Origin of the sequence: Variovorax endophyticus, assembly GCF_025376855.1 — a bacterium.
Lineage (GTDB): Bacteria > Pseudomonadota > Gammaproteobacteria > Burkholderiales > Burkholderiaceae_C > Variovorax.
The window spans coordinates 37,371-46,675 of sequence record NZ_JAHUTH010000047.1 but is presented as its reverse complement, the minus strand read 5'-3'; the positions used below and the strand labels follow the sequence as shown (position 1 = coordinate 46,675).

General features: G+C 71.4%; 5 protein-coding genes and 1 pseudogene. 4 read left to right on the top strand and 2 right to left on the bottom strand.

Annotation, left to right across the window (positions count from 1 at the left end):
* Window positions 1-109, top strand: a pseudogene (locus tag KV106_RS37685) (branched-chain amino acid ABC transporter permease); the annotation flags it as partial.
* A 22-nt stretch (window positions 110-131) separates the two neighbouring features.
* On the opposite strand, the gene KV106_RS37680 reads toward KV106_RS37685, so the two are convergent.
* Entirely contained in the window at window positions 132-1,202 is a 1,071-nt protein-coding gene (locus tag KV106_RS37680; RefSeq protein WP_261217214.1) for a lipocalin-like domain-containing protein, read from the bottom strand.
* A gap of 102 nt (window positions 1,203-1,304) precedes the next feature.
* Between KV106_RS37680 and KV106_RS37675 the strand changes: the two genes are divergently transcribed.
* The 3 genes from KV106_RS37675 (at window position 1,305) to KV106_RS37665 (ending at window position 6,470) form a co-directional block, all read left to right on the top strand.
* Window positions 1,305-3,845 carry a penicillin acylase family protein gene (locus KV106_RS37675; protein ID WP_261217212.1) on the top strand — a complete coding sequence of 847 codons (2,541 nt, stop codon included), beginning with the start codon at window positions 1,305-1,307 and terminating at the stop codon, window positions 3,843-3,845.
* A 48-nt stretch (window positions 3,846-3,893) separates the two neighbouring features.
* Window positions 3,894-4,601 carry an O-methyltransferase gene (locus tag KV106_RS37670; protein ID WP_261217210.1) on the top strand — a complete coding sequence of 236 codons (708 nt, stop codon included), beginning with the start codon at window positions 3,894-3,896 and terminating at the stop codon, window positions 4,599-4,601.
* 246 nt (window positions 4,602-4,847) lie between these two features.
* On the top strand, window positions 4,848-6,470 hold the full coding sequence (locus tag KV106_RS37665; protein WP_057597097.1) for a carboxypeptidase regulatory-like domain-containing protein: 1,623 nt from the start codon (window positions 4,848-4,850) through the stop codon (window positions 6,468-6,470).
* Between the two features lie 156 nt (window positions 6,471-6,626).
* Here the strand turns inward: KV106_RS37665 and KV106_RS37660 are convergent, their stop codons facing one another.
* Window positions 6,627-9,236, bottom strand: coding sequence for an FtsX-like permease family protein (locus tag KV106_RS37660; protein ID WP_261217205.1), 2,610 nt, complete (start codon window positions 9,234-9,236; stop codon window positions 6,627-6,629).
* Between the last annotated feature and the right edge of the window lie 69 nt (window positions 9,237-9,305).

The following is a 9,305-nucleotide window of genomic DNA, read 5'->3' as shown; positions in this document are numbered from 1 at the left end:
GTCGGTGACCATGGTCACGGGCCTGATCTTCGTGATCTGCGTGCTCGCCTTCCGCAAGGGGATCATGGGCGAGATCATCGCTTTCATCGATCGGCGCAAGGCCCGATGAAGGCGCGGGGTCGGGCGCTCGCCTAGAGCTTCAGCGGCGCCACGTACCCCGTCATCTCCAGATAGCCGCGCCCCACGCGCCGACCCTGGCCATCGAGCAGGTCGCTCAGGCCTTCCCAGTACACGCCGCCGGTGGAGCCGCGGCTGTCGAGCTCCTGGTCGTCGAGCAGCGCGCGCACTTCGAACTCGCCCGCGGGCGTGCGCACGCGCCACTGCACGGGATAGCGCGCCTGCGTGCGCGGGCTGTTCCACGGGCGGCCGGCCTCGAAGCGCACCTCGTCGGGGCCGAACACGCGCAGCGTGCCGTCGCCCGCGCGAAACGAACCGCCCGACCACAGCGCGCTGCCGTCGGCGCGGCGCAGGTGGAAGGCCGTGAGTGCGCTGCCGTCGTCGAGGTTCATGCCGATCCAGTCCCAGCCCACGGCCTCGGGGTGCAGCAGCGCCTCGCTCCATTCGTGGTCGAGCCAGGCCTTGCCGCGCACTGCGAAGGGCCGGCCGTCGAGCACGATGCGGCCCTGCGCCGCGAGCTGCGGCTCGCTGTAGTAGTAGCTGGCCTGGGCCTCGTCGGGCCCCTTGCGCGAGAGGCCCGCGCGGCCCTGCAGCAGCACCGGCTGGGTGGGCGCGAAGCGCAGCTCGAGCGTGAAGCCGCTGGCGGGAATGCGCGCCGTGTAGCCGTCCGCGCCGCGCAGCAGCGACCAGTCGCGCAAACGCAGCGCGGTGTCGGTTTCGCTGGCCGAGGCTCCGCCCAGGCCCGCGCGCGCGATGCGCTGGTCGTGCCGCAGCGCGCGGCCCTCGAGGTCGGTCACGGCCGCGTGCGCGAACACCAGCTGCTGCGCCGCGAACTTCGAGCGCATGCCCTGCGTCGCGTCGACGCGCGAGCGGAAGAAGGTGACCTGGAAGCCGAAGTCGCGGCCGCCCTCGGCCTGCGCATGGCCCGTGATGTACCACCACTCGGTGCGCAGCTCGGGATGGCTGCCGAAGTCGCGCGGGAACTGCAGCATGCGCGGCGGCAGGGCCCAGGCGGGCGCGAGGCCTGAAGAGGCAGCGAGGGCCGCGAGCAGGAGGTCGCGGCGCGACAGGAGGGCGGGTGGCATGGCCGCACGAGTCTACAAGCGGCCTCGTCACGCGTTGTAACCCACGCGCGGGCGAAAGCGATTACCGTGGGCCGGCCCATAAGAAAGAAGGAGACGAGATCCATGAAGCGCACGCCCCGCCCGCGCCCTGTCGCGCGGCGCATCGCATCCCCCCGTTCCGGTTCCCTCGCCCTGCGGCTCGTGCCGCTGGCCGTGCTGCTCGCGCTCGCGGGCTGCGCCTCGGGACCGCCCGCCGAAACACCGCCATCGACGAGTACACCGCCACGCGCGCCTTCGTCGTTCGCCGTGCCGGGCCTCGAGAAGCCGGCCGAGGTGCTCGTCGACCGCTGGGGCGTGCCGCACCTCTACGCGGGCACGCTCTACGACGCCTTCGTCGCGCAGGGCTTCATCGCGGCGCGCGACCGGCTCTGGCAGATGGACCTGTGGCGCAAGCGTGGCCTCGGCGAGATGGCCAAGGACTTCGGTCCCGCCTGGGTCGAGAGCGACCGCGCCGCGCGCGCCGTGCTCTACCGCGGCGACATGTACCGCGAGTGGCTGGCCTACGGTTCCGACGCCAAGCGCGTGGCCGAGGCCTTCACGGCCGGCGTCAACGCCTACGTGGCGCAGGTGCGCGCGCAACCCGACCTGTTGCCGCCGGAGTTCAAGCTGCTCGGTTACCAGCCCGCGACCTGGTCGTCGGAGGACGTGGTGCGCATCCGCCACCATGGCCTCACGCTCAACCTCACCTCCGAGATCGAACGCGCGCGTGCCTACTGCGCGGGCGGCCCCGGCATCAAGGCCGACTGGCTGCGGCGCGAGCTCGACCCGCCCGTCAATCCGCGCGTGCCGCCCGGGCTCGATCCCTGCACCGTGCCCGCCGCCGAGCTGCGCGCGGCCTATCTGCGCGCCACCGAGGCACCGCAGTTCACCAAGGCCAACACGCCGCTGCCGCAGCAGGGCGCGGGCCCCGGCAGCTTCGCGGTGTCGCAGGCAGGCGACGAGGCACGGGCCGAGCAGGGTGACCCCACGGCCGCCTACGGCAGCAACAACTGGGTGATCGCGCCCAGGCTCAGCGCCACGGGCCGGCCGATCCTCGCGAACGATCCGCACCGCGCGCACGGCGCGCCGAGCCTGCGCTACATGGCACACCTGAGCGCGCCCGGCATGGATGCGATCGGCGCCGGCGAGCCCTTCCTGCCGGGCCTGTCGATCGGCCACAACGGCACCATCGCCTTCGGGCTCACGCGTTTCTACATGGACCAGGAGGACCTCTACGTCTACCAGCTCAATCCGCGCAATCCCAACGAGTACCGCTACCAGGGCCGCTGGGAGCCGATGGTGCGCGTGACCGAGCGCATCGCGGTGAAGGGCGAACGCGCGCCGCGCGAGCTGGTCAACACCTTCACGCGCCATGGGCCGGTGCTGCTGTCCGAGCCCGGCAAGCGCCGCGCCTATGCGTTGCGCGCGGCCTGGCTCGAGCCGGGCATGGCGCCGTACTTCGGCTCGATGGACTACATGCGCGCGCAGAACTGGGACCAGTTCCGCGCCGCCATGAACCGCTGGGGCGCGCCCGGCGAGAACCAGGTCTATGCCGACCGCGACGGCAACATCGGCTGGATCCCCGGCGGGCTCACGCCGATCCGCCCGAACTGGGACGGCCTGATGCCGGTGCCGGGCGACGGCCGCTACGAGTGGTCGGGCTTCCGCAATGGCGACGAGCTGCCCTCCGAGTTCAATCCCGCGCGCGGCTATGTGGTGACCGCGAACGAGAACAACATCCCGAGCGAGCACCCGGCCGCGAAGAAGGGCATCGGCTACGAATGGAGCGATGCGGCGCGCGCGCGGCGCCTGAAGGAGCTGTTCGCGGACAAGGTGGCCGCGGGCCAGCGCTTCACGCTCGAGGATTCGCAACGCATGCAGAACGACATCGTCGCCACGCCGGCACGGCGCCTGCTCAAGCTGCTCGCGGGCCTGGGCAGCAGCGATGCGCAGACCGCGGCCGGCCTCGCGATGCTGCAGGGCTGGGATGGCACCATGGACCGCGACAGCGCGGCCGCCGCGCTCTACGAGGTCTGGAGCAGCAAGCCGCTGCGCCAGGCCGTGCTCAAGGCCGGCGCGGGCGAGTCGGCCGTGCAGTACGCGCTGCCGGGCGACAACACGCGCATGATCCTGCTGCTCGAGAACCCCTTCGGCTGGGTCAGCAACGCGCAGCGCGATGCGATCCTGGTGCAGACCATCGCGCCCGCCATGCAGGAACTGAGCAACAAGCTCGGCGCCGACCCCGCGGCCTGGAAGTGGGGCGCGCTGCACCGCGCCGAGTTCCGCCATCCGCTCGGCGGCATCGTCGATGCGGCCACGCGCAGGAAGCTCGACGTGGGCGACTGGCCGATGTCGGGCTCGTCCTTCACGCCGATGGCCGCGAGCTATCGCGCGAGCGACTATCGGCTGACCTCGGGTGCGTCCTTCCGCATGGTGCTCGACGTGGGCAACTGGGATGCCTCGCGCGTCATCAACACGCCGGGCCAGTCGGGCAATCCCGACAGTCCCAACTACCGCGACCTCGCGCCGCTGTGGCTCGAAGGCAAGTACGTGCCGCTGGTCTACAGCCGCGCGGCCGTGGAAAAGGAAACGGTGGAGCGGATTCGTCTCACGCCCGCGCCATGAAGCTGCATGGCGGCGCCTAGACTGCGTTTTTTGCATCGGGCCCGCACCATGACCTTCGACGAACTCCAGCGCCGACTCGCCGAGGTACCGGCGCGCCACAAGGAGCTCTCGGTCATCGCGAGCCTCGACGACGAGCCCGCGCGGCCCAGCGCTCGCCTGCTCGACATCGCGCTGCGGGCCGCCTCGGCCGCGCGCGAGATCGCGCTGACCGTCTACGAGGGCCGTCCCTCGGCCGAACCGCACTGGTTCGACACCTGGCCCGGCGAGCACTACCGCCTGCTCGCCGCGCTGGTGCGCACGCTGAAGCCGATGCGCGTGGTCGAGATCGGCACCTTCACCGGCATGGGCACGCTCGCGCTCGCGCAGGAATTGCCCGCGGGCGGCAGCGTGACCACCTTCGACCTGCATCCCTGGCACGGCTTCGAACAGACCTGGCTGGCGCCTGCCGATTTCGAGCAGGGGCGCGTGCGCCAAGTGCTGCACGACATCTCCGCGCCCGGTGGCGTCGAGGCGCATCGCGCGCTGTTCGAGGCCGCCGACCTGGTCTTCGTCGACGGACCCAAGGACGGCCACACCGAGGCGCGGATGCTCGACAACCTCGCGACGCTGAACCTGCCCGCGCATGCGCTGGTCGTGTTCGACGACATCCGCGTGATGAACATGGTCGCGACCTGGCGTCGCATCGCGCGGCCCAAGCTCGACCTCACCTCGTTCGGTCACTGGAGCGGTACCGGTCTGATCGACTGGAACGCTTAGCGCAATCGGGTTGCATCGGCCGATCGCGGCGATGCAAATACCCCCGAGAGGTCTTCCGTATTCACTTCTCCCATCGCATGCGGCGGCCGTTGCATGTGCGTGACTTTTGGCACTGTTTGCCGCGACTCGCGATGCATACGCTCGGTCCCCTTCGATGCATCGCATGGCATGGCGCGCATCGGAATCCGACGCTGCTGCATTGCAGCCGCACTCATCGATCAGTTGCTACAGAGGGGGAGAACACCCATGAAATTCAAGATTGCAGTGGCCGCCGTGGCGGTCGCGTTGGCCGTTGCCGCGTGCGGCGGCGGCAGCGGAAGCTCCGGCTTCGCGTTCCTGCCGCCCGGTCAGAACGGCGGCGATCCCGGTGATCCGGGTGACCCGGGCGGTCCCGGCACTCCCGTGCGCAAGGACGCAAAGGTCACGGGCCGCGTGACCAACGCCCTCGACGGCGCCGGCATCGCGCAGGTCAAGGTCACGGCCGATGGCATCAGCGCCATGACCGGCGACGACGGTTCCTACGCGCTCGAAGGCATCACCAACGGCACCTCGGTGCTGCTGAGCTACGAGAAGAGCGGCTTCGCACCGCAGAGCCGTGCCACCGCCGCGCTCGCGGCCGCCGAGGCCAGCACCGTCATCAACATCCCGATGCTGCCGGTGGCCTTCAGCGACACCTTCAATCCGGCTCTTGCGCGCGACATCGCGGTGCCGGGCTCGACCGCGATGGTGCGCTTGCCCGCCAACGCGTTGCGCCGCGCCGATGGCAGCGCGCCCACTGGCCAGGCCACCGGCCGCCTCACGCCGATCGCGCCCGCGACCAACGTCAACCTGATGCCCGGCAACTACCTCGCCGCCACCAGCGGCGAACCGGCGGCGATGGAGAGCTTCGGCGCGCTCGATGCCAGCTTCGTCGACGCGGACGGCGCACCGCTGCAACTCGCGCAGGGCGTGAGCGCCACCGTGCGCATCGCGCCTTCGTCGCGCAGCGCCGCGCTGCCGCCGACGGTGCCGCTGTTCTTCTACAACACGAGCACGGGCCTGTGGGTGGAAGAGGGCAGCGCGAGCCTGCAGGGCACCGCGCCCAACCAGTACTACGAAGGCACGGTCACGCACTTCACGACCTGGAACGCCGATCAGGTCTACAACACGGTGCGCGTCAACGGCTGCGTGCAGAACGCGGCCGGCGAGCGCGTCGCGGGTGCGGTCGTGTTGTCGGAAGGCAAGTCGTACAGCGGCGTCGGTTCTGCCGTCACCAATGCCAATGGCGAGTTCTCGGTGCCGGCCAAGCGCAGCAGCGAGGCCTTCGTGGTGGCGAGCAAGAACGCCGAACTCTCCAATGCGGCGAATGCGACGCTGGGTGAGCAGGACATCACGATCGATGGCTGCCTCACGCTGACGGCCTCGGCCATGTCGATCAAGCTGACCTGGGGTGAACGGCCCTTCGACCTCGATTCCCACACGATGGGCGCGAATGTCGGTGAAGAGGTCTACTACGCCAACAAGGGCTCGCTCGCGGCCGCGCCGTTCATCGGCCTCGACGTGGACGACGTGGACAGCTTCGGTCCCGAGTACACGACTTTCGCGAAGCTGGCGCGCAATCGCACCTACCGCTTCTTCGTCTACAACTACTCCGGCACCTACAACCCGGGCCAGACCGGATCGCCCGCGCGCGTGGAACTGAGCAACCGCGGCGCCCAGTCGGTCTTCTCGCCGCCGGCGGGCGAGGTGGCGGACTCGACGCGCTACTGGCACGTCTTCGACCTGCGCACCGACGACAACTGCAACGCCACGGTCGTGCCGGTGCAGAAGTTCCTCGCGGCCAAGCCGCCGGAAGTCAACACCGACGCGAACGCCCAGTACTGCAACTGAGCGGCATGAACGATGACCGGCGCGAGCCGGTCGTCGTCGGCTGAAGAAGAAAGGGAGCAGGGGGAAAAGGCGCGCAGACAAAGCGCCGGCAGGCACGGGACCGCGGACATCCGCAGGTCGCGTGCCTGCTTTTTTTTTGTCCGCGCGAAGCGGCGCCTACCAGTCTTCCTTCACCGCCAGCACCGCATCCTTGCCGGCCGCGGCCCGCCCCGCCATCCACGCGGTGACGGTGCCCGCGGCCACCACGGCCGCGCACATCGCGAGCAGCCGGCCCCAGGGCAGCAGCAGGTCCATGGTCCAGTGGAAGCTCTGCGGATTGACCACCTTCACCAGCACCACCGACACCGCGAGGCCCAGGCCCAGTCCGGCCACCGCGCCGATGGCGGTCCAGGCGGCGCCTTCGCCGGCCACCACCGCGAGCACCTGCGCGCGCGTGAAGCCCAGGTGCGCGAGCAGGCCGAATTCCTTGCGCCGCGCGAGCACCTGCGCGCTGAAGCTCGCGGCGATGCCGAACAGGCCGATCGCGATCGCCACCGCCTGCAGCCAGTAGGTGACGGCGAAGCTGCGGTCGAAGATGCGCAGCGAGACCGCGCGGATCTGGCCCACGGATGCGATCTCCACTTCCGACCCCCCGCGTTGCGCCGCCAGTGCGCGCACCGCTTCCTGCACCGCGCCTTCCGAGGCGCCGGGCGCGAGCCACAGCGCGATGTCGCTGACATCGCGATCGCCGGTCAGGCGTTCGAAGTCGCGTGCCTCGATCGCGATGGCGCCGAACTGCCGCGCATAGTCGCGCCACACGCCGGCCACGAAGAAGGTGGCCGGCGCGCCACCCGCTGCGGGCGCCAGCGCGTTCGACAGCGGTGCGAAGCCGCTGCCGGGCCTGGCGTCGTAGAGCTCGACCATCGGCTCGCTCACGTAGATGCCGATCTGCCCCTCGGGCACCGGCAATGCGCGGCCCACCAGCGGCAGCGCCTGCGCCACGCCGCCTTCGAGGTGGCGCGAGATCAGCGTCACCGCGGGCTGCGCCGTGTCGAGCTGCAGCGAGCGCGTGCGCAGCGTGCCGCTGCGTTCCACGCCGGGCAGCCGCGACAGCGCCTGCACGAGCTCGGGCGCGAAGGTCGCGGTGTCGGTGCTGCTCTCGGCGCCGCTGTTGCCGCCGCGCCCGCTCGAGGTGGCGCGCACGTAGAGGTCGGCCGGCAGCACGATGTCGAGCCATTGCGTGACCGAGTCGCGGAAGCTCGCGACCATCACCGTGAGCGCGACCGCGAGACTGAGGCTCGCGACCACGCCGCTGACCGCCACCGCCGCGGTGCCGCGCATGCGGCGCGCGCGCTCGATCGCCAGCATCGGCAGCACGCGGCGCGACAGCAGCGGCGCGATGCGGTCGTAGAGCAGCGCGATCAGCCACGGCAGCGCGGTGATGCCGCCGACCAGCAGGCAGGCCACCGACAGGTAGGCCGCCACCGGCACGCCGCGGATCGCGGGCAGGTTTGCGAGCGCCGCGCCCAGCGCGATCAGGCCCAGCGCCAGCCAGTGGCTGCGGCCCTGCGCGGGCGGCGCGCCCAGGCCCTTGAGCGTCTGCGCCTCGGGCAGCGCCTGCGCCGCGCGCGCGGGCCACCAGCCGCCCACCAGCGCGGCCGCCACGCCGAGCGCGCCATAGAGCAGGGCCGCGCCGCCGCTCCAGTGCAGCGTGGGCGCCACGCCCTCGAAGTAGCCGCCGCCGAGGTCGCCGCCGAGCACGCGCAGCGCGACATCGGCCAGCGCGGTGCCGAGCGCGAGCCCGGCCACGCTGCCGATCAGCCCGAGCACCAGCGATTCGGCCAGCACCAGCCGCAGCCGCTGGCGTGGCGTGAGGCCCAGCACGCCGAGCAGCGCGAACTGCTGCGCGCGCTTGGCGACGCTGAGCGCGAGCACCGAGAACACCAGAAAGGCGCCGGTGAACAGCGCCACCAGCGCCAGCACCGTGAGGTTGACGCGGTAGGCGCGCGAGAGATTGCTCACGCGCTCGGCCGAATCGCCGGGCTCGGCGAACTGCAGGCCGGCGGGCCAGCCGGGCGTGGCCTGCAGCGTCGAAATGAAGGCCGCGCGGTCGGTGCCCGCGGCCAGCCGCAGGTCGATGCGGCTGAGCTGACCGAGCCGGCCGAAGCGTTCCTGCGCGGTGGCGATGTCCATCACCGCGATCGCGCCGCCGCCGGCCGCCACGTGGCCGGCCACGCGCAGCCGCTGCCAGTCGGCGCCGCTGCGCAGCCGCACGCTCTCCTCGGCGCCGGCCGGCGCCTGCGCGGGCAGGCCGAGCGCACTGCGCGCGGCGGCGTTGAGGAACACCAGGTCGGGCGCGAACAGCGCGAAGCGTTCGGCATTCGCATCGGGCTGCGGCATCAGCGCGGGCGCGATCGCGGGCAGTGCGAGCGCGTCGACGCCGATCGCGCGCAGCGGCACCTGACGCTCTTCGCCTCCGGGCGCCGGAGCGACCAGCGCGAGCGCCTGGAACTCGAGCACCGGACTCGCGAGCGTCACCTGCGGCTGGCGTGCCAGCGTCTCGAACACCGCCTCGTCGAAGCCGCCCTGCGGCGCGCGCAGCTCGAGGTCGGGCTGGCCGTTGACCGAGCGCACCGCGCTCGAGAACTCGTCGAGCGCCGAGGCGTTGATGAGCTGCACCGAGAACGCGAGCGCCACGCCCAGCATCACGGCCAGCACCGCCGCCGCGTTGCGCCAGGGGTGGTGTCGCAGTTCCTGCCAGGAGAAGGTGGTGAGCAATGCACGCATGGGGCGATTGTGGCGGGGCGGGGCAAGGCCTTCGTGGCGTGGCACCATCCGGGCCTGTGTCCCTGATCG